Genomic DNA, 21,143 nt, shown 5'->3' with positions numbered 1-21,143 from the left:
GAGCTTATCCAACAAACTTCCGTGCGGGCCGATCGCCTGTTATGGATGAGCGCGGGATGGCCGAGGAAAATGCATGAAGCCCATCTATATCGACTACCTCAATGCTCTCGACATCGAAGCGCTTGCCATGACCGACGCCGAGATCATCGAAGCCGTCGAAGCCGGGCTCGTCGCGCAGGGCAACGGCCAAACGGTGATCGAGCCGCGCGTCCATCTTGAACCGGACCCCTCCTTCCATGGCCACTTCAACGTGCTGCGCGGCTATGTGGCGCCACTCGAGGCTGCCGGCGTGAAGATCGTCGGCGATTATGTCGACAACTACATGCACGGCCTGCCGTCGGAATTCGGCATCCTCAATCTTTTCGATCCGCGCACCGGCACGCCGCGCGCCATCCTTGACGCCACCGTCATCACCGACATGCGCACCGGCGCGGTCACCGCTATCGGCGCCAAGCATCTGGCGAAGAAGAACTCGAAGGTGCTCGGCCATATCGGCGCGCGCGGCACCGCCTACTGGAACGTGCGCCTGCTCGACCACCTTTTCGACTTCGGCGAGATCCGCGTCCATTCGCGCCGACCGGAAAGCCGCGATCGCTTTGCCGCGAAGCTCGCCGCCGACCTCGGCAAGCCGGTGGTGGCCGTGGCCGACTGGAAAAGCTGCGTGGAAGGCGCGGACATCGTCGTCGAGGCCTCGCGACTGCCGGAACCGCAGCCACTGCTCAAGACCGAATGGATCAAGCGCGGCGCGCTGGTTGTGCCTTACGGCACGATGAGCGCGGTCGAGTTGTCGCTCACCGAAATCATGCAGAAGATCGTCGTCGACGACTGGGGTCAGTGCAAGGGCGGCAAGTTCGGCTCGTTGCGCGCCCATGTCGAGACGGGACGGCTGAGCGAGGCGACATTGCACGCCGAACTCGGCCAGATCGCCGCCGGCCTCAAAGCCGGCCGGCAAAGCGATGGCGAGACGATCCTGTTCTGGCATCGCGGCCTCTCGCTGTCCGACATCGCGCTCGGCAAGGCCATGCTCGCCAAGGCCGGCGAAAACGGCATCGGCCAGCGGCTGCGCTTCGCATGAGCCCGCTCGTTCTCACCGGCGCCGGCGTCAGCATCGAAGATGTGGCCGCCGTTGCGCGCAATGCGGTCAAGGTCGAGGTCACGCCTACCGTCATGGAACACCTGGCCAAGGCGCGCAATGTGCTCGATGAAGCGGCCGCGGGCGGGCAGCAGATCTATGGGCTGAACACCGGTCTCGGCGCCAATCTCGGCACAGCGGTGGAAGGCGATGTCGGCGCTTTCCAGCGCCAGCTACTCGATGGACGCGGGGCAGCTGTAGGGGAAGCCCTGCCAATCCAGATCGTACGAGGGGCGATGTTTGCCCGCGTCGCCATGCTTTCGGCAGGCGGCTCCGGCCTCTCGCCGCACGTCTTCACCGCGCTCGTCGAGGCGCTCAATGCCGGCGTTCATCCAGTCATGCCGTCGCTCGGCTCGATTGGCGCCGGCGACCTCGTGATGATGACGCCGATCGCACACACGCTGATCGGCGAAGGCGATGCCGATTACCAGAGCCGTCGCATGCCTTCTGCCAAGGCGCTGATGATGGCGCGTCTTGCTCCGGTCAGCCTGGCGCCAAAGGACGGGCTGTCGCTGATCAACGCCTCGGCGGTCTCCACCGGCACCGGCGCGCTGGCGCTTGTGGACGCGCTGTCGACAATGGAGCAGCAGCAACAGGCCGGCGCGCTGACCATGGAAGCGCTTGGCGCGAACCGCACCATTCTCGACGCGCGCCTGCATGTCTCGCGCCCCGCGGCATGCCAGCTGCTGGCCGCAAAGGCGCTGCGCGAGTTGCTCGCTCGCGACAAGGAACCCGCGCCAACCACCATTCAGGATCCGCTCTCGATCCGCTGCATGCCCTCGATCCACGGCGCGCTGATCCAGGCGATCGACCATGCCAGACTCGCGGTCGAGATCGAACTCAACGCCGCCGCCGACAACCCGCTGGTGCTTGCCGAGGACGCGCTCGTGCTGTCGACAGGCAACTTCCACACCGCGTCACTGGCGCTTGCTTTTGAGACGCTTGGCCTCGCGATCGCCCAGTGCGCGGCAGCCTGCGCCGCCCGCTTCATCCAACTAACCGGCTCGGGCCGCAATGGCCTGCCCAAATATCTGTCGCCGGTCGGCGGCGCCTCCGCGGGCTTCGTGCCGCTGCAGAAAACGGTGACGGCGATCCTGGCCGCGATCCGTCACAAGGCCAATCCGGTGATGCTCGACTTCTTGCCGGTTTCCGAGGGCGTTGAAGATCACGCCACGCAGACACCGCTGGCTATCGCCAAATGCGCAGAGATGATCGCGCTGTGGCGGCGCCTGGTCGCCTTGGAGTTGATGGCGGCGGCCCAGGCCATCGACCTGCGCGAAGGTCTGGTGCTGGCGCCGGCGACCGGGGTAATCCACGCGGCCGTCCGCGCTCATGTCGCGACGCTCAAGGAAGACAGGCCGCTTGGGGCCAACGCCAACGCGCTTTATGCCGCGCTCGCCGACGGCTCTTGGAGGGCCTAACCCCTAGCGCTGCCGCCTCAAACCTTTCCGCCCACCTTCCTCATGAAAAGGGTGAGCTCGTCCGGATCCATATGCACGATATGCCTGTCTTCCGGATAGGCGCCGCTGTTGACGTCGGCGACATATTCGGAAAACGCCGCGACGCGCTCTTGTTGCAGCCGGTCATATTCGGCGGCAAAGTTGCGGTAGACTTTCGAATGGCGCGGCATGTGCCCGCGATTGGTGCCGAGAATATCCTCGGCAAACAGATATTGCGCGTCGCAGCCCGTGCCCGCACCCATCGACAGCATGATCAGCGAGGTACGCTCGGAGATAGCTTTCGCCACCTCCACCGGAACCACCTCGATCTCGGCGCCAATGGCGCCGGCCGCCTCCAGTTGCTTGACCGCCTCGAACACCTGCATGGCGGCATCCGCGGTCTTGCCGACCGCCTTGAAGCCGCCAGTCCAGGTCGCGCGGGAGGGGATTAGGCCGACATGGCCGATGACCGGGATGGCATCGTCGGCCATGCGCTTGATCGTGGCGTAGCCGGCGCTGCAATAGACGGCGTCGGCGCCGGCCTTGTAGAGCCGGAACGACCAGCGGATGAAATCGTCGGCCGTGCCGATCTCGAAGAAGTTCTCGCCCGGCATGGTGAAGAGGCTGGGCGCCGCATCGCGATATTGCGGATTGAGCACCAGTTCCGGCGGCACCGAGACGATATCCACCCCTGCCCGCTCGGCGGCCTCCGCCTCTTCCAGCGTCAGCACGCGCAGCATGGTCAATTGCCGCTTGCTCTTCATGGCGCGCAGATCGGCAACGGTCGGTCTCTTACGGCTCATCGGCAAATCCCTGTTTTGTCTGTCGGACGGCTTTCAGCCGATATCGATCATCACCTTACCGGCCTCGACCTTGACCGGATAGGTCTTGAGGTTGACGCAGACAGGCGCGCCCTTGGCTTGGCCGGTCTTGTAGTTGAAGCGGCCATTGTGCTTGGGGCATTCGATGATGTCGTCCATCACCAGCCCATCGGCGAGATGCGCTTGTTCGTGCGTGCAGAAGCCGTCGGTGGCGAAGAACTCGTCGTCCGGCGAGCGGTAGATCGCGAAAGTGCGGCCGCCATGGTCGAAGCGGATCACATCCTCCTCATCCACATCGTCGACAGCGCATGCTTCGATCCACTCCGCCATCTTCTTCTCCGGCCATCATCTCTCTCTGGATTGATCCGCGACGCCTATTCGGCGGCCGCGGCCGTTAGGTCGAGCTCGTGGAACTCGCCGCGATAGGGCTTGGCCGTCGGCGGCAATTCGCGCTTGAGATAATAGTCCTCGTATTTCAGCTGCCTGAGCAGCACCGGCCACACCTCGCGATAGGCGTGCCACATCGACGGGTTCGGCTCCGGCAGGTCGTGCTTGATCAATTCATGCAGCTTCGGCAAGGCGTGATAGGGCACCATCGGGAACATGTGATGCTCCACATGGTAGTTCATGTTCCAGTAGATGAACCGGCTGATCGGGTTCATGTAGACGGTGCGCGTGTTCAACCGGTGATCGGTGACATTGTCGGCGAGCCCGATATGCTGCAAGAGGCCGGTCAGCACCATGTGCCAGGTGCCGTAGAGGCGCGGCAGGCCGATCAGCACCAGCGGTATCCATGATTCAAGCGCGACCGCGACAGCGATCGTCGCGGCGTAGACGACCATGTGCCAGCGCGCCGCGATCACCGCCTTGTGCTGCTCCATCTCCGGGACGTAGCTCTTCTCGTCGTCCGACAATTTGCCGAAGGCCTGGCGCACCAGCGTCGGCAGCGAATAGCGGAAATCGAGGACACCGGTGAAGGCCAGCGCCGCCTTGATGAGGTCCGGCGGCCGCATCACCGCGATCTCGGCGTCGCGGCCGACGATGATGGTATCGGTGTGGTGGCGCGCATGGCTCCAGCGCCACTGCACCGGATTGCGCATCAGCATGAACGAGGCGATGTGATAGACGACATCGCTCATCCAGCGCGTGCGGAAAGCCGTGCCATGGCCACATTCGTGCCAGCGCGAGTCGCTGGACGAGCCATAGAGCACGCCATAGACGAACAGGAACGGGACGACCCACCAGCTGCCCCAGAACCAGACGATGCCGGCCGCCGAGCCCAGGATCGCGGCAATCCAGATGATGGTGTCGCGGATCGCCGGCCCGTCGGAGCGCTGCATCAACTCCTTCATGGTCTTGCGCGCCACGTCGGTGTGGTACCACTCGGCCGAGGCAAGTCCGGTCTCGATCGCCCGGCGCGTGCTTTCGCCGACAAGGCTGTAGTCGCGCTTCTTTGCCATCGTCACATCGACCTCCAATCCTCACGCAGCGCCGGCAATCCGGTCCGCCGGCCGGAGGGCTTGCTATGGATAATTGTCACGCTCATGGCCTGCCCGCCAGTCTTGGGAAATTACCCGAGGGCTGAGGATAATCCTGCTTGGGCTGACGGGCGATGGTCGCGATCCTGTCTTCGGCGCCGGCGATCGCCTCCCCACCGTCGAGGATGCGGAACACCGCGTCATAGGTACGGGTTTCGTCATGCTCCAGCCAGATCATCTCCCCACGCTCGCGCGCGGCAAGATTGCCGAGCACATGGTGCGTCGAGGGCTCGATGCCAAGCGCATATTGCCCGGCCTGGAAATTCTGCCACTCGTAGCAACAAGGCAACTGGTCCTTGCGGGTGACGACCTCGAAGCCAAGCCCGAGACGGTCGTTGACGACGGCGACCGGCACTTCGCCCTTTGCGTCGGCGCCAAGCTCATGCTGCCAGACCTGTTCGCTGAAGCCGATCTGCGGCCCAGGGACGGTGCGGTAGCCGACCTTCTGCGCTTCGTAGCGCTCGCCGGCATGCGCGGCCCAGACCACGTCGCGGATCGGCGCCAGATAGCGCGAGCCTTCGTCCAGCAGCGGATGCCCGACATTGACGTGGTAGAAATACATATGCGGCGTGCGATGGAAGCCGTGATTGACGACGCGGTCCGAAAGCCGGATCTCGCTGCCGCCGACATCGGCCTCGATCCGGCGGATGAGATGCAGGTCCTCGCCGAACACGCTCGCCTGCTGGACGATGCCTTCGGCCCACAAGAGGCAGCGGTCGCCGTCCCAGCGCTCGCCATAGCCTGTGAGCCGCGCCGGAATGGTGCCGATACGCCCATGCAGCGAATGCGTCACCGTCTCGCGGCCCGGATAATTGTAGTTCTCAGCCGGCACCTCGCTGCGGCCGAGTATATGGTCGAGGCCGCAGGTAACGAGCAGGCCGGAGAAGGACCGCCCCCAGGCAAAGCCGTCCTCGCCCTCATAATCATGCAGGCTCGGGTTGCGAAAACCGCTTGGCGAATGCCAGCCGATCGCCTGGCCCTTGTACTCGCAATCGGCGATGTCGAGCGCGCGGTCGACCAGCGCCGTGAAGCGCAGGCCAGAGCCGGTGCGGAACTCGAGCATGCGGATGCCGCGCTCGACGCCGTCGCCAAGCGTCATCAGCCGCACGCCGGCGAATTGCGACAGCATGCCGGACCGCTCGGAAACCTGCCGGCGCGAAAGCGTCTGTCCGTAGAGCTTCACCATGCCGTCACTGCGCCCTTTTCATCAGGGCCGACAGATCGGCGCCGGTTATCAGGCTTTCCACCGTCAGGAGGTCGGTGTCGGCAACCGTCTGCTCGGCGACGATCTCGCCGCGGCGCATGACGATGATGCGGTCGGCGACCTCGAACACGTGATGGATGTTGTGGGTGATCAAAAGCACCGAATGCCCGGCGTCGCGCATCTCCTTGACGAAGCGCAGCACGCCATGCGTCTCCTCGACGCCGAGATTGTTGGTCGGCTCGTCGAGGATGATCACCTTGGCGGCGAACTGCATGGCGCGCGAGATCGCGATCGACTGGCGTTCGCCGCCGGAAAGGGTCGAGACCAGTGCGTCGGCGTCGAGCTTCTTCGAGATGCCGACGCGCTTCAGCAGCGCCGAGGCCGCATCGCGCAATTTGGCGAGATCGAGCGGCGCGAAGACACCCAGCCATTTGAGATTGACCGGCTCGCGGCCGAGAAACAGGTTGCGCGCGATGCTGAGATCCGGCGCGAGTGAGGTGTCCTGGTGGATGGTCTCGATGCCAAGATCCATCGCCTCGCGCGTCGAGCGGATGGAGACCTTCTCGCCGCGCACATATATCTCGCCGCGATCGATCGGGAAGACGCCCGAGATCGCCTTGATCAAGGTCGACTTGCCGGCGCCGTTGTCGCCGAGCAGCGCCACCACCTCGCCCTCCTTGAGCGCCAGCGAAGCATTCTTCAGCGCGCGCACACTGCCGAAGGATTTTTGCAGGCCCTGCAGCCGGAGCACTTCCTGCATCATCGTCAGCTCCTTGCGGCGTTTTTCTGCAGCAGCGCGTGCAGGATGAGCATGGCGAGGATGATGACCCCGACGAAGATGTTGTAAGCAAGGCCCGGCACGCCGACGAGCACGATGCCGTTGCGGATCGCGCGCAGCATCAGCGCGCCGACGATGGTGCCGAGGATCGTGCCGCGGCCGCCGGTCAGCGCCGTGCCGCCGACCACCACCATGGCGATCACTTCCAGCTCATAGCCGGTTCCCGCCACCGGCGAGGCAGCCGAAATGCGGAAGGCGCTGATCATGCCGGCGAGCCCGGCAAGCACGGAGGTAGCGATGAACAGCCATATCTTGACCGCGTCGGCCGGCACGCCGCGCGCCACCGCCGCATTGCGATTGGAGCCGATGGCGCTGATCCAGTTGCCGAGCTTGGCATAGCGCAGCACATAGACCGCAAGCAGGGAAAGGCCGATGAACCACCACAGCGAGGTGTAGAAGCGGAACGCGCCGATGTTGAAGCTGCCGGCGAGCAGCGTGACGAAGAAGCCCGGCTGGTCCCAGGACTTCAACGGAAAACCCTGCGTGATGTAGAGCGCCGCACCGCGCACGATAAGCAGCATCGACAGCGTCACCAGGAAGGACGAGATGCCGATCTTGGTGACGATGACGCCGTTGATCGCGCCGATCGCGATGCACAGCAAAAGCCCGGCAAGCAGCGCCACGCCGATATCGACGCCGCCATTCTGCGCCAGGAGCATCACCACGACCGGCGCCAGGCCGAACACCGCGCCGACCGAAAGGTCGAATTCGCCGGCGGTCAAAAGCAGCGTCATGCCGAGCGCGATGATGCCGAGCTCCGGCAGGAACGCCATCATGTTGGAGATGTTGAGCGGCGACAGGAAATTGCCGTCGGCGACCCCGAACACCACGAGCAGCACGACGAGAATGACGAAGGAGGAGAATTGCGGCGAGCGCATCAGCCTCGACCTGCCCTTGGCCCTTCCTGCGCCGTCTTCCGCGGTTATTGCCCCAACTTGCTGAACCATGACTTGCTGAACCATGCTTGTGCATAGCGCCCGCCGCTCGCGCCGCGGGCACCGATTTGCTTACTTCTTGTCATAGAGCTTCAGGATCGGCTCGACGCTGGACGCGTCGTAGAGGCCGAAGGTGTGGATGTCGTAGCCGATCGGCTCGCCCGAAGCCGCGAGGCCGAGCAGCGCAACCGGCATGAAGCCCTGCGCCGAAGGATATTGCCAGGCGGCGGCGTTGACGAACCCGTCTTTCACCGCTTGCGCCGTCTCCTTCGAATTGCCCCAGCCAACGACCGGGATCTTGCCGGCCGGGATGCCGGCGCCGTCGAACACCCGCTTGACGCTCGCCGCCACGGAATCGCCAAGCGCGATGATGGCCGGCGGATTGTTGGCCACCATATAGTCGGTCATCTTGGCGATGATGCCGGCCGGGTCGGTGCCGCAGTCGACCACGTCATACTTGATGCCGAGCGGATCGAAGACGCCGGCGATGCCTTCCGTCTCGAGCTGCTGGTAGCTGGCGCCGGGGACCTCGACCGGCAGGAACACCTTGTCGCCCTGCTTCACCATCTTGTGGTCGACGAGATATTTCGCCCAGATGGCCCCGGCTTCCTTGAGGTCGGCGCCGACATAGGCCTGGCGTCCGGTCGCCGGGTCGTCCGTGTTGAAGAACACGATCGGGATGCCGGCGGCCTTGGCGGCCTTCACTTCCTCGGTCCACAGGCCCGGCTGCGCCGAGGTGGTGGCGATGCCGTCGGGCTTGGCGGCGAGCGCCGAATTGAACGCTTCCTTCTGCGCCGCCATGTCGCCGCCGCTGAAGGAGATCTTGCAGGTGACCTTGAGCTGGTCGCAAGCCTTGGTCGCGCCGGCATTCCAGTCGATCCAGAAAGCGTCGGACGGGCCGCCATGCGACAAAAGATAGAACGTCTTCTGGCCGTCCGCGGCCTTCGCGGCCGAGCCGAACGCAACGCCGGCAAGCACGGTCGCCGCGGCCGCCAGTTTCAATGCGAATTTCAACATCTCGTTTCCTCCCTTTGTTTTGGAGCCGTCACAGGCCGTTGGCGCGGAACTTCCCGTCGAGGAACTTCTTGGCGCGCGGCACGTCGTCTTCCGACAGATGCTCGATGATGACCGGGATGTTCGGGTGCTTCTCAGCCAGCCGCTGGAGGTAGAGGTCGTAGTTCAGCGAGCCGAGGCCGGGCGCCGGCAGCTCGATCTCGCCGACGCCGCGGAAAGTGTGGCTCTCCAGCGCATCCTCGTCGCCGATATCGGCGTGCTTCTCGGACTTGTCGCCGCCGGAGCGCTTGACGTCCTTGGCGTGCGCAATTTTGATCTTGTCAGTCAGCGTGTCAAAGACCTGGTTCAGGATCTGGTCCATGCGGTCGATGTTGTGGGTCTCGAAATAGTTGGTCGGATCCATCAGCAGGCCGAGGCCGGGATGATCGACCTGCGCGAACATCTTCACCGTCTCTTCGACCGAGCCGACGACATTGTTGACATAGGTCTCGAGCAGGAAGACCGCGCCGTGGTCGTAAGCCGTCTGGGCAAGGTCGGCGATCACCTTGCGGCATTCTTCAAAGCCTTCCTCGGTCTTGTTCTTCGGGTGATGCACCCAGTCGGACTCGGTGTTGTAGGTGCCGGTCTCCGAGATCACGTAAGGCGAGCCGAAATGACGCGCGTTGCGGATGATCTCCTTGAGATAGCCGACGCGCTTCTCGCGCTCGGCCTTGTCCGGATGGATGATGTTCGTGTAGCCCGAAACGCAGCAGACCGGCAGATTGTGGTCGCGGAAGGTGTCGCGCACCTCCTTCGCCTTATCCTTGGTGATCTGGCCCGCCGAGAGATCGACGTCCTTGAAGTGCAGGTCGAGCTGCACCGTGTTGAAACCGAGACCGCGGATCTTTTGCGCCGTCTCTTCGAGGCCGTACGGAAAATAGCCCGTGAAAATACCTGCCTGCATCATGATGTGAATTCCTCCCTGTAAGCGATTCAGTTGATTAGGTTGTTTTGGCTGCCAATGGTCAGATCGCGATCTCGGAGAGCTTGACCGTGCGGCCCGATGCCATCGAGCGGTAGCCCGCCTCGACCAGCGCCATGGTCTTGACGTTGTCGGCGACGGAAAGCGCGGGCGGCGCGCCGGTCTTCACGGCATGCTGGAGCTGCTCCATCACGCCGATGAAGGCATGCGGGAACCACATCGTCTCCCAGCTTGGGCTCACCCATTCGCCGCCGGTCGTCTCGGCCGAGGCATAGGTCAGCGTCGAGGCCGCGCCCGTGGGCCAACCGATCGTGCCCTTGGCGACACCCTTGGTGCCGTCGACACGCCAGTTGATGTGCTGGTCGTCGCGATAACCTTCCTGGCGCGGACCGGACCACACATCCTCCAGCGAGACCGCGAGCACGCCCGACGGGAAGCGCAGCGTCGACACCGTGATGCCGTCGGAATGGTCGAAGCGCGTGCGCGGGTCCTTGCGCGTCAGCGTCGTGATCTCGTCAGGGTCGCCGAACAGGAAGCGCAGCACGTCGAGGTGATGCACGCTCATATTGGCGAGCGTCAGCCGGTCGTAGCCTTCGAGGAAAGTCTGCCAGTGCGGGATCGCGTGCATGTCGATCTGCGCGAAGACGATGTCGCCGAGCGCGCCGCTGTCGATGATCTGCTTGAGCACACGCATCGACTGGTCGTAGCGCATGTTCTGGTTGACCGAGAGGATCTTGCCGGACTTGGCTGCCTCGTCGCGCAGCTTGACGGCTTCCTCCACCGACAGCGCCAGTGGCTTCTGCGCCAGGATCGCCTTGATGTGCTTCTGCTTCAGCGCGTGGCGGATCAGCGCCGGCTGCTGGTCCGGCGGAAAGGCCAGGTCGATGATGTCGACGTTGGGATCTTCGATCAGCTGTTCCGGCGTGTCGTGCACCGTCGGTATGCCCCAGCGGGTGGCGACCTTCTGGGCATTCGCCTTGGTGCGCGAGGCGATAGTCACCACCGGAAAGCCGGCCTCCTTGTAGGCCGCGAGATGGCACTCAGCCATGATCATGCCGGCGCCGACGCAGCCGATTTTGTAATCCCTGGTGCGAACCTTGACGTCCGGCTCGAAGCCTCTGCTTGCCATCTCTTCCTCCCGAAATTCTGTCCTTGCGGCCACGGTCACAGCGCGCCTCCATCCTGGCCGAAGTAATGCACGCGACCCGGCTCGCAGGATATCGCCACCATCGCATCCGGCCTGATGTCAGGCTGCCCACGAAGCAGTGCCCTGAGCCGCGCCTGCCCGGCTTCTAAAGTCACCACGGTATAGCCGCCGAGCGGCTCGACCTCGAACACCCGCGCCGGGCGGCCCTTGCCCCCTCCCGCTATCTCGCCGTCAGTCCAAGGCCTGACCTTGATGTCTTCCGGCCGTAGCCCGATCTCGATCGCCTCGGCCGGCGCCTTGGCATCGGCAATGCGGATTGCGCCTTCGGCCGCTTCGATCCCGCCTGCGCCTCGCACCGACGGCAGGATGTTGATCATCGGCGAGCCGAGCATGCGCGCCACATAGGCGCTTGCCGGACGGTCGTAGATCTCCGCCGGCGCGCCGATCTGGCGGATGCGGCCGTTCTCCAGGATGGCCATCCGGTCGGCGACCGACATCGCCTCTTCCTGGTCGTGCGTGACATAGATCAGCGTCTTGCCGAGCTCGCGCTGGATGCGCTTCAGCTCGACGCGCGTCTCCTCGCGCAGCCTGGCATCGAGCGCCGAGATCGGATCGTCCATCAGATAGGCGGCCGGATCGCGGACCAGGGCGCGCGCGATCGCCACGCGCTGCCGCTCGCCGCCGGAGAGCTGCGCCGGCGGCTTGTGCAGGATGTGGCCGATGTGCAGCTTGGCCGCGACGTCGGCGAGGCGCTTTTCGATCTCGGCTTCCGCGACCTTCCGCTCGACCAGCGGGAAGCGGACATTGTCTCGAGCGCTCATATGCGGAAACAGCGCCAAGTTCTGGAACACCATGGCGACGTTGCGCTCGGCCGGCGAGACGCTGGTGACCGGCTTGCCGCCGATCAGTATCTCGCCCTGATCCGGTATTTCCAATCCGAGCACCAGGCGCAGGATCGTCGACTTGCCGGACAATGGCGGGCCGAAGAAGCAGAAGAACTCGTTATCGTTGACGGTAAAGGAAGCATCGTCGACGGCAAGTGTTGCGCCATAGCGCTTGGTGACGTTGCGGAAAACGATATCGGCCATGTCTCAGCCCGCCTTCACTGCGAGGCCGGTGGCGGCCTCGAAGACGCGCACCGACGAAGCCGGCGGCGCGACGATCGCCGTCTGCCCGATCGACAGCCCGACATCGTTCTCGAACACCGCCTTCACCGCGCTCCCGCCTTCGCCCAGATGGACGATGGTGCGCGCGCCGATCCGCTCGACGAAGCTCACCGGCATCGAAAGCCCGCGCTCGGCAAGCGCCACCTGTTCCGGACGGAAGCCGTAGAGCACCTCGCCGCGCGCCGCCCTCACCGCAGGAGCGAGCATTTCCGGTAAGGGCGGCGTGACGCCGAGCGGTCCGAGATCGATGACCAGCCCGCGATCGCTTTCGGCAGGCCTCCCCTTGAGAAGATTCATGCCCGGCGCGCCGATGAAGCGGGCAACGAAGACATTGGCCGGATTGTTGTAGACTTCAAGCGGCGTGCCGACCTGCTGCAGCACGCCATGGTCCATAACCGCGATGCGGTCGGCCATGGTCATCGCTTCGAGCTGATCGTGCGTGACATAGACCATCGTCTGCCTGAACTGGCGCTGCAGCTGCTTGAGCTCGGTGCGCATCACCGCCCGGAAGGCCGCATCGACATTGGACAAAGGCTCGTCCAGCAGGAAGATCGCCGGCTCCATGATCGCCGAACGGCCGATCGCCACGCGCTGCAGGATGTTGACCGAGAGCCGGTCCGCCTTGCGGTCGAGCAGTGGCGAAAGCTGCAGCATCTCGGCAATGGAGCCAACGCGGCGGTCGATCTCGGCCTTGGCAGCGCCGCGCATCTTCGGTCCGTAGGCAAGATTCTGCCGCACCGTCATATGGGTGAAGATCGCATAGTTCTGGAAGACGAAGCCGACGCCGCGCCGTCCCATCGGCACACCCGCCATGTCGCGCTCGCCGAACAGGATCTTTCCGCCGGTCGGCTCCTCCATGCCGGCGATCATGTTCATCGTTGTCGACTTCCCGCAGCCTGAAGGCCCGAGCAGCGCCATGAACTCGCCGTCGGCGATTTCGAGATCCATCGTCTTCAGCGCGGTGAAGTCGCCGAACTTTTTGACCAGGTTTTGAAGATGGATCGCGCTCATGCCGGCATCTCCCGGGTCTTCGCCATGCGCTTCATGGCGTAGACCGCGACGATCGAAAGCACGATCAGGATGGCGAGCGCGATGGCAGCCACATAGCCCCAGATCAGGTCCTGTGTAGTGACCTTGTAGATGTAGACGGAGATCGTCTCGGTGGCGACGCCCGGGCCGCCGCCGGTCATGATGTAGAGCGTGTCGAATATCTTGAAGTTCTCGATCACCCTTATCGCCAGCGCGATGATGATGATCGTCTTCATCTTCGGCAGCACGATGGTGACGAAACGCTGCCACGGATTGGCGCCGAGCAAGGTCGCCGCCTTGATCTGGTCCTCCGGCACGCCGACCAGGCCGGCAAGCAGGATGAGGAACATCAGCGGCGTCCACTGCCAGATATCGGCGACCATCACTGCGATCAACGCCAGCGTCGGGTCCGACAGCCAGGCAATGGTGACGCGTGTACCTGTGATGGTGGACAGGATGTCGTTCACCGGGCCACCGGACTGGAACAGCATGAAGAACATGTAGCCGGCGACCGCGGGCACCACCATCATCGGCATCAGCAGGATCGAATAGAAGATGCGCTTGCCGGGAAAATCGTCTGCGAACAGCGTCGCCAGCGCCAGGCCGAGCAGGAACTCCGCCGGCACGCAGACCAGCATGACGATCGCCGTGCGCTGCAGCGCGCTCCAGAACCGGGTATCGGCCGCAAGGTCGGTGTAGTTGGCGAAACTGTTCCACATCTCCCAGGCGTTCCACCAGCCGAGGCCGGAAAGCGGCGACCAGTCGGTGACGCTGATGTAGAGCTGCATCAAAAGCGGAAAGGCCGAGATGAACAGCACCAGGATCTGCGCAGGCAAGGTCAGGCGGAAGCCCAGCCGCGCCCCCTCGTCCCGCAGGGCCGGCTTGCTGCGCGCGGCGCCCATCTTGTCCTCCGAAATCGTCGCCGTCACCGCGCTCATTGCTTGAGCGCTCCGAAGGTCAGCCCGCGCACCAGGTGGCGCTGGATGGCGATGCCCATGATGACCGGCGGCACCGCCGCGATCAGGCCGAGCGCCGCCTTGGCGCCATAGAGCTGCCCGGTCATCGAGGACGACAGCGACGCCATGTAGACGGGGATCGTCACCCATTCGCGCGTGGTCAGCAGCAGCGCGATCAGATAATCCGACCAGTTGAGGATGAACACGAAGAGCGCAGCACTTGCCAGCGGCGCGCGCATCATCGGCAAGGTGATGCGGGTGAAGACGCGCAGCCGCGAACAGCCCTCGACGAGTGCCGCCTCCTCGATCTCGCGCGGCATGTCGTCGAAGAAGGTCTTCATCAGCCAGAAGGCGAAAGGCAGCGTGACGATGCCGTAGATCAGCGCCAGCCCCCACCATGTGTCGTTGAGATTGAGGAAAGCCCACATGATCATCACCGGGATCATCACGGCCATCGGCGGAAACAGCCTGAGCTGGATCAGCGCCAGCGGCAGGTTCTGGCCGGAACCGAAACGCGACAGGCCATAGGCCGCCGCGGTGCCCGCAGACATGGCGATGGCGGTCCCGAACACCGCCGAAAGCAGCGACGACAGGATCGGCTTCAGCGCCGTGTGGTCAAGCGCGACGATCAGGTCGTTGGCGGAGTGGCCGAAGACGAACTGGAAATTGGCAAGCGTCGGATGCTTCGGCCACCAGGTCAGGTCGGCGCCGGTCGCCGACCACTCGCCGATCGGCTTGAAGGCCATCGACACCATCCACAGGATCGGCACCAGCGTCACCGCCATCGCCGCGAGGATCGCGGCGTAGCGGAATATCTCGAAGGGAACGGAACGCTTCATCTGACTGCTTTGCTGGTGGCGCTGCTGGCGAAGGGGAGGAGCAGTCGCCCCTCCCCTCCTTTTCTGATCCAGGGAGACGGATCAGCTGATCGGATCGAGAACGGTCGGCCAGGCCTCCTTGTTGGTCTTGATGGCTTCGTTGAGCTTGTCTTCGCCGATGCGCCGCGCGATCTTCTTCCACTCGCGCTCGGTGTCGGCCATCGCCTGCTCGGGCGTCTTGGCCTTGGTCAGGGAGGCCATGAGGTTCTCGTCGAGCGCGTTGTGGAAGGCGGTGGCGCCGGGATAGTTGATCGTCGGCACCGTGCGCGCCACCGTCTCGCGCACCACGTCCATGTGGTAGGCATGGTAGGTCTGGCGGACCAGCGGATCAGCAAAGTCCGAGAGCCGGAACGGATCGAGATAGCCGCCGGGATTGGCACTCATCCAGGCATAGATCCGGGCCGAGCCGAGCCACTGCAGCAGAAGGTAAGCGGCTTCCGGATTCTTCGACTGCGACGACACCATGCCGGTCAGCGAGAACCACAGAACGGAGCGGCTGATCAGCTTGCCGTCGACCTCGCGTCCCGGCGGCAGCATTGAGCCGATCTTGCCGGTGACGGCGGAATCCTTGTTGCCGGCATTGTCGAGGAATTTCGGCAGGTTGGAGAAGGCGCAGGTCATCGCCGCACCGCCCTTGGCGAAATTGCCATACTGCTCCGGCCAGCCCCACGAGATCGCGTCCGGCGAATGATGCGCCAGGGAATCGATGTATTCCTTCGTCGCCGCGATGCCTTGCTCGGAATTGATCAGCGGCTTGCCGTCGTCGCCGAATAGGAACTGGTTGGGCGACGCCATCGAGACATAGCGCTGGTACCAGTTGGTGTAGCCCCAGCCCTGGTTGCGCAGGTCAGTGGAGCCGAACAGGCCCTTGTCCGGCCGCTGGAAGAAGGCCGCGACGTCGCCGTGCTGCTTCCAGGTCTTCGGCGGAGCCAGGTCGTAGCCGTATTTGTCCTTGAAGGCCTTTTGCTCGGCAGCGTCGCCGAACAGGTCCGTGCGGTAGACCCAGGTCTGGAAGTCGCCGTCCAGCGACACGCCGTAGGTCGAACCGCGATACTGGTTGAGCAGCGAAACGCCCTTGGCGCCGTTGACATAACCCTGCTTCGGATCGTCCCATTCCGGTCTGTGCTTTGCGACGAAGTCGTCGAGCTTGGCGATGCCGCCGGTTTCGGCGAGATCGCCGAGGCGGTTCCACTCGGTCGAGTAGATGTCGTAGGCCCCACCCTTGGTGGAGATGTCCTGCATCGTCTTGGTGAATTCCTGGCCGTTCGGCAGGCCGACGATCTCGATCTGGATGCCGGTTTCCTTCTCCCACAGGTCCTTGATCGAAGGCGCGCCGGCCGGGAAAGGCTTGGTCAACTGGCCGATCGAACCGTCGGACAGGCCGAGGACGATCTTTGCCGGCGCCTTGCCGGCCGCCTTCAAGGCCTTGGCCGCCTCGATAGCGCGCCCTTCCGGCGTGTCGGGGCCATACTGGTAGCGCTCGGCGCCGTCGAAGCCGGTCGGCCCGCCGATCATGCCGGGCGCCAGCGCATCCGCCGCGAAGGCGCGGCCGGGACGAATGAACTGCGGTGCAATACCAGTCGCGGCAACGAACACCGCGGCTTTTCCTCCGGACGCCAGCAGGCGGCGCCGCGACATGCGGATCAATTGAGACATCGAATTCCTCCCTCGGGGCCTGTTCCTCCATGGCCCTCGTGAGGGATATTGACGACAGTGTGTGAAGCCTGTCAACATCATAAATACTCAAAACACGTCATAAGATCGCAAATGAGGGAGAGAATGCAGTTCACCGAGCTTCCCACGTCGCACCCATTGCTTGGATTTGAGGGACTTTTGCGTCGATCCGGCCGACTTTCCCCGACCTTCTTTGCCCTATGTAACGCGCCGGCTTGCGTGCGGGCCAAGGGCGGTTACATCATTTCACATCAGAATCGCTGCTGCGGCTGAGCGGTTTTCCGAAACGGGATTGGAAGCTGCGTGATTTTGATGCTTGCGATGAGGTGCTCGACGTGCGGTCAACCCTGACAGACATAGCCCGGGAAGCCGGCGTTTCTCCGGCCACGGTCGACCGCGTGCTCAACAACCGGCCCGGTGTGCGGGCCCGCACGCGCGAGATCGTCATCGAGATGGCGCAACGCCTGGGCTACATCGCCGAAACGCCCAACGGCGCGCAGCAGCGGGCCGTTCCGGGCCAGACGATCAGGCTCGACTTTGCGTTGCCCGCCGGCACCAACTCCTTCATCAAGCTGCTGCACCGGCATATCGAGGCGCAGGCGTTGACGCGGCCCGATCTGGATGTCCGCGTGACGACCATCGAAGGTTTCAACCCCGACCGGCTCGCCCGCCTGCTGCAAGACCTGCATGGCCAGACGCAAGGCGTCGGCGTCATCGCGCTCGACCACCCGACGGTGCGCGAGGCGATCCGCTCGCTGTCGGCCAGCGACATCAAGGTCGTCACCATCGCCTCCGACATCCTGCATGTGCCCAGGGTCGCCTATATCGGCATCGACAACCGCGCCGCCGGGCGGCTTGCCGGCTATCTTCTCAATCGCTTCATGGGCGCCGGCCGGCCGGGCAAGGTCGCGCTGTTCGCCGGCTCGCTCGCCTATCGCGGCCATGAGGAGCGCGAGATGGGTTTTCGCCACATCCTCGCCGAGGAATCCCCCAACCTCGAGATCGTCGAGATGCGCGAAATGCTGGACGACCGCGAGAAGGCCTATTCGGAAGCCTCCGCGCTGCTCGATCGCCACCCCGATCTCGCCGCCATCTACAATGTCGGTGCCGGCAACACCGGCATAGCTCGCGCGCTGAGGGAGCGCGGACGCGCGAAGGAGATCATCTTCCTCGGCCATGAGGTGACGGATGGCACGAAGGAACTCCTGCTCGACGGCACGCTCGACGCCGTGATCGACCAGAACCCGCGTGTCGAGGCCAGAGAGGCGCTCAACATCCTGTCCCATTCGGTCAGGGGACTTTCTTACGAGCTCCACCAGCCGCGGCTGCAGGTGATTTTTAGGGAGAGCATCCCGGAGATTTGAGCTTCTCCCTGGTGTGGCTGAAGCCTCCCGAACCTCGTCATCCCCGGGCGGAGCAGCCGCGAAGCGGCGTCGCGGAGACCCTGGGATCCATTCCGTGACCCTGATCGAAGAGTGCAGCGGAGCAGAATTCTGCGCCGCAGCAGCGCTCCAGGGTAACGGAATGGATCCTCGGGTCTCCGCGTCCGCTTCGCTCCCGCTCCGCCCGTGGATGACGACGGGGTAGGCGTTTCGGCCAGATCTCCAAGGTATGCGACCTGCCAACGGGGCCATAGCCGACCGGTCAAAATTTCTGTGCCAGGGAACTAGCTCAGGCGGCGATCAACACCGTGCTCTCCGGAGACCAGCGCAACGTCACATCCTGGCCTTCGGCAAGCCGCCCGGCGCCGGTGTTCTGCACGATTACCTTCAGCGTCTGCCCATCGCGATCGACGAAATAGGTGCTGTTGTTGCCAGCGAAGATGCGTTTCGAGACCTGCCCTTTGAGTGTGTTGGCATTGGCTGAACCGGGCTTTGCCGCGCCGGTCGAAATCTTGATGCGCTCCGGCCGAACGGCGCAGCTCGCCTTGGCGCCGGCCGGTACCGATGCACCGGAGGCGGCATTGATCGTCGTGCCATCCTGCAGCCTGATCCCGAAGCCGGTCGCGTCGCCGCGAAAGATGTTGGCGTCGCCGAGGAAGGTCGCAGCGAATTCGCTTTGCGGCCGGTCGTAGATCTCCTCCGGCGGCCCTTCCTGCACCAGTCTGCCGTCGCGCAATATGCCGATGCGGTCGCTCATCGTCAGCGCCTCTTCCTGGTCGTGGGTGACGAAGATGGTGGTGATGCCGATCTCGCGCTGGATGCGCTTCAGCTCGATCTGCATATCGACGCGCAGCGCCTTGTCGAGCGCGCCGAGCGGCTCGTCGAGCAGAAGCACGCGCGGCTTGGTGACGATAGCGCGCGCGAGCGCCACGCGCTGGCGCTGACCGCCGGAGAGCTGATGCGGCCGGCGGGCGCCGAGCTTGCCAAGCTGGACGAGTTCGAGCGCGCGCTGCACTTCCGTGGCGATCGTCGCCTTCGGCTCGCCGCGCACCGACAGGCCGAAGGCGACATTGTCGGCCACGCTCATGTTCGGGAACAGCGCGTAGTTCTGGAACACCATGCCGATGCGGCGCTTTTCGACCGGCACGCGCTCGACGCTTTCGCCGCCGATGGCGATCCGGCCGGCGTCCGGAAAATCGAAGCCTGCGATCTGCCGGAGCAGAGTGGTCTTGCCGCTGCCGGACGGTCCGAGCAACCCGTAGAAGCCACCATCGGCGAAATCGATCGACACGTCGTCCAGCGCCTTGTGCGCGCCGAAGCTGCGGGAGACGTTCACGACCTGGACGCCTGCCATTATTTCTCTCCGCCGAATTTGAAGAAGCGCGCCGTGAGCAGCATCAGCGCCATCGACACCACGATGATGATCGTCGACACCGCGTTGATCTCGGGCGTGAAGCCCTTGCGGATCGCGGCATAGATTTCGACCGGCAGCGTCGTCTGGCCGGGCGTCGACAGGAAATACGAGACGACGAACTGGTCGAACGACACGGCGAAGGCGAACAGCCCGCCGGCGATCACGCCGGGCATGATCCAGGGCAAGGTCACACGCATGGTCACCTGCCACTGGTTGGCGCCGAGCGAGCGCGCCGCTTCTTCCAGCTCCGGCGCGAAGGTCTGCAGCCGGGCGGAGACGACGACGATCACATAAGGCAGCGCCAGCGCGACATGGCCGAGCAGGATGGCGACAAGCCCGCGTCCGATGCCGACGCCGAAGAAGAAGATCAGCATCGCCGTGCCCGTGATCAGCCACGGAATGGCGATCGGCGGGAAGAGCAGCGCCTGCAGGAACTTCTTGCCGCGGAATTCGTAGCGGTAGAGCGCCAGCGACGCCATCGAGCCCAGCACCGTCGAGATGATCGTGGTGATGACGGCGATCTCGATGCTGTTCCAGGTCGCCGCGATCAGCTGGTCGTTCTGCCAGAGCGAAGCATACCACTCCGTCGTCCACTCGAACGGCAGCTGGTAGAAGGGCGAAGCGTTGAAGGACATCGCCGCCATGATGATGATCGGCAGATAGAGGAAGCCGAGCAGCAGCACGACGTAGAAGCGGCCGAGCCATTCGAGGATGCGCGTCGTCGACATCAGCCGGCCCTCCGCAGGACCGGTGCAGCCAGCGCCAGGATGATCAGCACGACGGCGAGCAGGATGAAGGAGAGCGCAGCACCCAGCGGCCAGTTGAAGACGGCGACGAACTGGTCCTCGATGACGGTGCCGTAGAAAGTGCCGGTGCGGCCACCGAGGATGCGCGGCTCCATGAAGGAGCCGACGACCGGCACGAAGATCAGCGCGGAACCGGCGACCAGACCCGGCATCGACAGCGGGATGATCACCCGCCACAAAACCTGCCGCCGCGATGCGCCGAGCGAGCGGCCGGCCTCGATCAGCGAGTCGTCGATCGCCTGCAGCGTGAGATAGCAGGTCAGCACCATGTAGGGCACATAGGAGTGCACCAGGCCGATGATGACGGCCGGATAGGAATACATCAGGTCGATGTTGATCTTGAACGGCAGCACGGCGTTGAGCGCGGTGTCGAGGATGCCGCCTTCGCGCAGCACCATGGCCCAGGAGAAGATGCGCACCAGTCCGTTCGACCAGAAGGGCAGGATGACGAGCAGGAAGATCGCCTCGCGGCTGCGCCCTTTGAGCACCTTGGCCAGCACATAGGCCGCCGGATAGCCGACGACGACGCACCACAGCGTGACCTCGAGGCCAAGCCGCAATGAGGCAAACAGGAGTGTCGAGTAGAGGCTCTGCGAGAAGAAAGCAGCGTAATTGCCAAGCGTGAAGGCCCATTCTTTCCCGGCCAGCGGCAGGTCGGTCATGAAGGAGAAAAAGACCATGGCCGACAGCGGCAGGAAGATCGCCACCGTCAGCCACAGATAGGCGGGAAGGAGAAGCGGCATGGCCGGCCGTAGTCCGCGCCGCGAAGCGACCGCAAGCTGGTCAGCCATTTTTTGCCTCTCCTCCCG

Annotated in this window: 20 protein-coding genes; 3 read left to right on the top strand and 17 right to left on the bottom strand. The window is 64.2% G+C overall.

Annotation, left to right across the window (positions count from 1 at the left end):
- Positions 1–73 precede the first annotated feature (73 nt).
- Both AC0L2L_RS16350 and AC0L2L_RS16345 read left to right on the top strand, forming a co-directional pair.
- A complete protein-coding gene (locus tag AC0L2L_RS16350; protein WP_473579615.1) occupies positions 74–1,075 on the top strand; it encodes an ornithine cyclodeaminase family protein in 1,002 nt (333 codons plus the stop codon).
- Positions 1,072–2,553 (top strand): HAL/PAL/TAL family ammonia-lyase, encoded by a 1,482-nt coding sequence (locus AC0L2L_RS16345; RefSeq protein WP_473579614.1) that lies wholly within the window; start codon positions 1,072–1,074, stop codon positions 2,551–2,553. Before AC0L2L_RS16350 ends, AC0L2L_RS16345 begins: the two co-directional genes overlap by 4 nt.
- 17 nt (positions 2,554–2,570) lie before the next feature.
- Here AC0L2L_RS16345 and AC0L2L_RS16340 read toward each other — a convergent pair whose 3' ends face one another.
- From AC0L2L_RS16340 to AC0L2L_RS16275, 14 genes are all read right to left on the bottom strand, one after another.
- Positions 2,571–3,374: a 3-methyl-2-oxobutanoate hydroxymethyltransferase gene (locus tag AC0L2L_RS16340; RefSeq protein ID WP_473579613.1), complete on the bottom strand. Its 804-nt coding sequence runs from the start codon at positions 3,372–3,374 to the stop codon at positions 2,571–2,573.
- Positions 3,375–3,407: 33 nt separating this feature from the next.
- On the bottom strand, positions 3,408–3,722 hold the full coding sequence (locus AC0L2L_RS16335; RefSeq protein WP_473579612.1) for a MocE family 2Fe-2S type ferredoxin: 315 nt from the start codon (positions 3,720–3,722) through the stop codon (positions 3,408–3,410).
- A 44-nt stretch (positions 3,723–3,766) separates the two neighbouring features.
- A complete protein-coding gene (locus AC0L2L_RS16330) occupies positions 3,767–4,852 on the bottom strand; it encodes a fatty acid desaturase family protein (RefSeq protein ID WP_473579669.1) in 1,086 nt (361 codons plus the stop codon).
- 82 nt (positions 4,853–4,934) lie between these two features.
- Positions 4,935–6,116, bottom strand: coding sequence for an aldose 1-epimerase family protein (locus AC0L2L_RS16325; RefSeq protein ID WP_473579611.1), 1,182 nt, complete (start codon positions 6,114–6,116; stop codon positions 4,935–4,937).
- A gap of 4 nt (positions 6,117–6,120) precedes the next feature.
- Positions 6,121–6,897 (bottom strand): ATP-binding cassette domain-containing protein, encoded by a 777-nt coding sequence (locus AC0L2L_RS16320; RefSeq protein WP_473579610.1) that lies wholly within the window; start codon positions 6,895–6,897, stop codon positions 6,121–6,123.
- A 2-nt stretch (positions 6,898–6,899) separates the two neighbouring features.
- A complete protein-coding gene (locus AC0L2L_RS16315; protein ID WP_473579609.1) occupies positions 6,900–7,850 on the bottom strand; it encodes an ABC transporter permease in 951 nt (316 codons plus the stop codon).
- Between the two features lie 129 nt (positions 7,851–7,979).
- Positions 7,980–8,924, bottom strand: coding sequence for a sugar ABC transporter substrate-binding protein (locus AC0L2L_RS16310; RefSeq protein ID WP_473579608.1), 945 nt, complete (start codon positions 8,922–8,924; stop codon positions 7,980–7,982).
- Positions 8,925–8,952: 28 nt separating this feature from the next.
- The gene (locus AC0L2L_RS16305) at positions 8,953–9,867 is read right to left on the bottom strand and encodes a sugar phosphate isomerase/epimerase family protein (RefSeq protein WP_473579607.1); all 915 of its coding nucleotides are present in this window, start codon (positions 9,865–9,867) and stop codon (positions 8,953–8,955) included.
- 58 nt (positions 9,868–9,925) lie between these two features.
- Positions 9,926–11,011: a Gfo/Idh/MocA family protein gene (locus AC0L2L_RS16300; protein WP_473579606.1), complete on the bottom strand. Its 1,086-nt coding sequence runs from the start codon at positions 11,009–11,011 to the stop codon at positions 9,926–9,928.
- Positions 11,012–11,046: 35 nt separating this feature from the next.
- Positions 11,047–12,117 carry an ABC transporter ATP-binding protein gene (locus AC0L2L_RS16295; RefSeq protein ID WP_473579605.1) on the bottom strand — a complete coding sequence of 357 codons (1,071 nt, stop codon included), beginning with the start codon at positions 12,115–12,117 and terminating at the stop codon, positions 11,047–11,049.
- A gap of 3 nt (positions 12,118–12,120) precedes the next feature.
- Positions 12,121–13,206 (bottom strand): ABC transporter ATP-binding protein, encoded by a 1,086-nt coding sequence (locus tag AC0L2L_RS16290; protein WP_473579604.1) that lies wholly within the window; start codon positions 13,204–13,206, stop codon positions 12,121–12,123.
- Positions 13,203–14,162 carry a carbohydrate ABC transporter permease gene (locus AC0L2L_RS16285; RefSeq protein ID WP_473579603.1) on the bottom strand — a complete coding sequence of 320 codons (960 nt, stop codon included), beginning with the start codon at positions 14,160–14,162 and terminating at the stop codon, positions 13,203–13,205. The genes AC0L2L_RS16290 and AC0L2L_RS16285 overlap by 4 nt, the downstream gene beginning before the upstream one ends.
- A complete protein-coding gene (locus tag AC0L2L_RS16280; RefSeq protein ID WP_473579602.1) occupies positions 14,159–15,019 on the bottom strand; it encodes a carbohydrate ABC transporter permease in 861 nt (286 codons plus the stop codon). The genes AC0L2L_RS16285 and AC0L2L_RS16280 overlap by 4 nt, the downstream gene beginning before the upstream one ends.
- 81 nt (positions 15,020–15,100) lie before the next feature.
- Positions 15,101–16,714: an extracellular solute-binding protein gene (locus AC0L2L_RS16275; RefSeq protein WP_473579601.1), complete on the bottom strand. Its 1,614-nt coding sequence runs from the start codon at positions 16,712–16,714 to the stop codon at positions 15,101–15,103.
- A gap of 353 nt (positions 16,715–17,067) precedes the next feature.
- On the opposite strand from AC0L2L_RS16275, the gene AC0L2L_RS16270 reads away from it, so the two are divergent.
- Positions 17,068–18,096: a LacI family DNA-binding transcriptional regulator gene (locus tag AC0L2L_RS16270; protein WP_473579600.1), complete on the top strand. Its 1,029-nt coding sequence runs from the start codon at positions 17,068–17,070 to the stop codon at positions 18,094–18,096.
- Positions 18,097–18,403: 307 nt separating this feature from the next.
- On the opposite strand, the gene AC0L2L_RS16265 is transcribed toward AC0L2L_RS16270, so the two are convergent.
- The 3 genes from AC0L2L_RS16265 to AC0L2L_RS16255 are packed head-to-tail and all read right to left on the bottom strand — an operon-like array spanning position 18,404 to position 21,125.
- A complete protein-coding gene (locus AC0L2L_RS16265; protein ID WP_473579599.1) occupies positions 18,404–19,468 on the bottom strand; it encodes an ABC transporter ATP-binding protein in 1,065 nt (354 codons plus the stop codon).
- Positions 19,468–20,256 carry an ABC transporter permease gene (locus AC0L2L_RS16260; RefSeq protein WP_473579598.1) on the bottom strand — a complete coding sequence of 263 codons (789 nt, stop codon included), beginning with the start codon at positions 20,254–20,256 and terminating at the stop codon, positions 19,468–19,470. Before AC0L2L_RS16260 ends, AC0L2L_RS16265 begins: the two co-directional genes overlap by 1 nt.
- Positions 20,256–21,125 carry an ABC transporter permease gene (locus AC0L2L_RS16255; protein WP_473579597.1) on the bottom strand — a complete coding sequence of 290 codons (870 nt, stop codon included), beginning with the start codon at positions 21,123–21,125 and terminating at the stop codon, positions 20,256–20,258. The genes AC0L2L_RS16260 and AC0L2L_RS16255 overlap by 1 nt, the downstream gene beginning before the upstream one ends.
- Positions 21,126–21,143: the final 18 nt, after the last annotated feature.

This window comes from Mesorhizobium sp. WSM4832, from assembly GCF_055811115.1.
The sequence above is the reverse complement of the archived record's forward strand: the minus strand, read 5'-3'. Positions and strand labels throughout refer to the sequence as shown.

Bases quoted from the DNA above. Each gene is read 5' to 3' on its own strand.
- AC0L2L_RS16350 (WP_473579615.1), top strand. From the start codon at position 74: ATGAAGCCCATCTATATCGACTACCTCAATGCTCTCGACATCGAAGCG.
- AC0L2L_RS16345 (WP_473579614.1), top strand. From the start codon at position 1,072: ATGAGCCCGCTCGTTCTCACCGGCGCCGGCGTCAGCATCGAAGATGTG.
- AC0L2L_RS16340 (WP_473579613.1), bottom strand. From the start codon at position 3,374: ATGAGCCGTAAGAGACCGACCGTTGCCGATCTGCGCGCCATGAAGAGC.
- AC0L2L_RS16335 (WP_473579612.1), bottom strand. From the start codon at position 3,722: ATGGCGGAGTGGATCGAAGCATGCGCTGTCGACGATGTGGATGAGGAG.
- AC0L2L_RS16330 (WP_473579669.1), bottom strand. From the start codon at position 4,852: ATGGCAAAGAAGCGCGACTACAGCCTTGTCGGCGAAAGCACGCGCCGG.
- AC0L2L_RS16325 (WP_473579611.1), bottom strand. From the start codon at position 6,116: ATGGTGAAGCTCTACGGACAGACGCTTTCGCGCCGGCAGGTTTCCGAG.
- AC0L2L_RS16320 (WP_473579610.1), bottom strand. From the start codon at position 6,897: ATGATGCAGGAAGTGCTCCGGCTGCAGGGCCTGCAAAAATCCTTCGGC.
- AC0L2L_RS16315 (WP_473579609.1), bottom strand. From the start codon at position 7,850: ATGCGCTCGCCGCAATTCTCCTCCTTCGTCATTCTCGTCGTGCTGCTC.
- AC0L2L_RS16310 (WP_473579608.1), bottom strand. From the start codon at position 8,924: ATGTTGAAATTCGCATTGAAACTGGCGGCCGCGGCGACCGTGCTTGCC.
- AC0L2L_RS16305 (WP_473579607.1), bottom strand. From the start codon at position 9,867: ATGATGCAGGCAGGTATTTTCACGGGCTATTTTCCGTACGGCCTCGAA.
- AC0L2L_RS16300 (WP_473579606.1), bottom strand. From the start codon at position 11,011: ATGGCAAGCAGAGGCTTCGAGCCGGACGTCAAGGTTCGCACCAGGGAT.
- AC0L2L_RS16295 (WP_473579605.1), bottom strand. From the start codon at position 12,117: ATGGCCGATATCGTTTTCCGCAACGTCACCAAGCGCTATGGCGCAACA.
- AC0L2L_RS16290 (WP_473579604.1), bottom strand. From the start codon at position 13,206: ATGAGCGCGATCCATCTTCAAAACCTGGTCAAAAAGTTCGGCGACTTC.
- AC0L2L_RS16285 (WP_473579603.1), bottom strand. From the start codon at position 14,162: ATGAGCGCGGTGACGGCGACGATTTCGGAGGACAAGATGGGCGCCGCG.
- AC0L2L_RS16280 (WP_473579602.1), bottom strand. From the start codon at position 15,019: ATGAAGCGTTCCGTTCCCTTCGAGATATTCCGCTACGCCGCGATCCTC.
- AC0L2L_RS16275 (WP_473579601.1), bottom strand. From the start codon at position 16,714: ATGTCTCAATTGATCCGCATGTCGCGGCGCCGCCTGCTGGCGTCCGGA.
- AC0L2L_RS16265 (WP_473579599.1), bottom strand. From the start codon at position 19,468: ATGGCAGGCGTCCAGGTCGTGAACGTCTCCCGCAGCTTCGGCGCGCAC.
- AC0L2L_RS16260 (WP_473579598.1), bottom strand. From the start codon at position 20,256: ATGTCGACGACGCGCATCCTCGAATGGCTCGGCCGCTTCTACGTCGTG.
- AC0L2L_RS16255 (WP_473579597.1), bottom strand. From the start codon at position 21,125: ATGGCTGACCAGCTTGCGGTCGCTTCGCGGCGCGGACTACGGCCGGCC.